The 1,196-nt window shown below is 35.1% G+C and carries 1 protein-coding gene; it reads left to right on the top strand.

Annotated features, from left to right (window positions below):
* The coding region (locus tag AC1DPQ_RS28245; RefSeq protein ID WP_477611642.1) for a DUF3667 domain-containing protein at window positions 1-1,110 on the top strand (1,110 nt) is incomplete at its 5' end.
* Between the last annotated feature and the right edge of the window lie 86 nt (window positions 1,111-1,196).

Genomic DNA, 1,196 nt, shown 5'->3' on the forward strand with positions numbered 1-1,196 from the left:
GGTAAGTATAGAAAAGAACACAATTGCCTAAACTGTGGCGCTCATGTAGAAAAACATTATTGTAGCGATTGCGGTCAACCAAATTTAGAGTTAAAAGAAAGTTTCTGGGCCTTTATTAGTCATAGTATAGCGCATTACTTTCATTTCGACAATAAATTCTTTCAAACCCTCTCTCCACTTTTAACAAAGCCCGGGCAGGTTACACTCGATTATTTAGCTGGTAAAAGAGCCAGGTATATTAATCCGGTGAGTATGTATATCTTCGTATCTATAGTATATTTTTTGGTTGTGTATTCACCAAAACATGTAAAAAAAGATGCTCATGACTCAACTAAAACCGAAAAGCGAAGAGATGAAAGTGTTACCGACAGTGTAAATAAGGCACTGAAGCTTTCGGGAATACCTAAAAACATTGCAAATAAGGCAACAACATCGATTAATAAAGCAATCAAGAAAAAAGAATTTATAAAACTTGGTTTTGCTGATCAGGAAAAGGAACTGAACAGGCTTAGAACTGAAAACGCTAAACTAGCGTCTGATTCCATTGCCGACATGATCGAAGATTATAACGATATCCATATCGAAAGAAACGATAGCACTTATGCAGCCTATTTAGGAAGGCAAAAGAAATTGCCACCCACCGAGCAAGACAATTGGTATGAGCGGATGATCAAAAAAAGAGCGATCAATATTGGTGAAAAATCTGAAGTAATTCAAGAAACACTAGAGCATAACCGACCAAAACAATACTTTTTGTTAATGCCTTTATTGGCGCTTTTTATTATGTGGAATTTCAGGAAAAATCATATTTATTATTTAAATCACCTGATTTTTGCCATCCATGGAATGACCGCCTATTTTATTGTGCAAATTTTTACTGACCCAATAATTAAACATGTTTTTGATAAGAAAGGCATAATTACCACTGTTATTGAACTAGGTGTTATAGTTTGGATCTGTTGGTATATGTACAGCGCCTTAAAAGTATTTTATCAAAGAAAACCCTGGAGTATAGTTTTTAAAATGTTCTGGATTTTTGTGATGTATTGGATAGCATTTAGTGTATCTGAAGTGGTAATGGTAAATCTGATCTATTACGTAGCTACTTAGAGTGCAACGTCATGCTGAACTTGTTTCAGCATCTTTCTTGTTAGAGATAGACCCTGAAATGAATTCAGGGTGACGACTGTTAAGGG

It is taken from the genome of Pedobacter sp. 01T416_2, assembly GCF_056398925.1.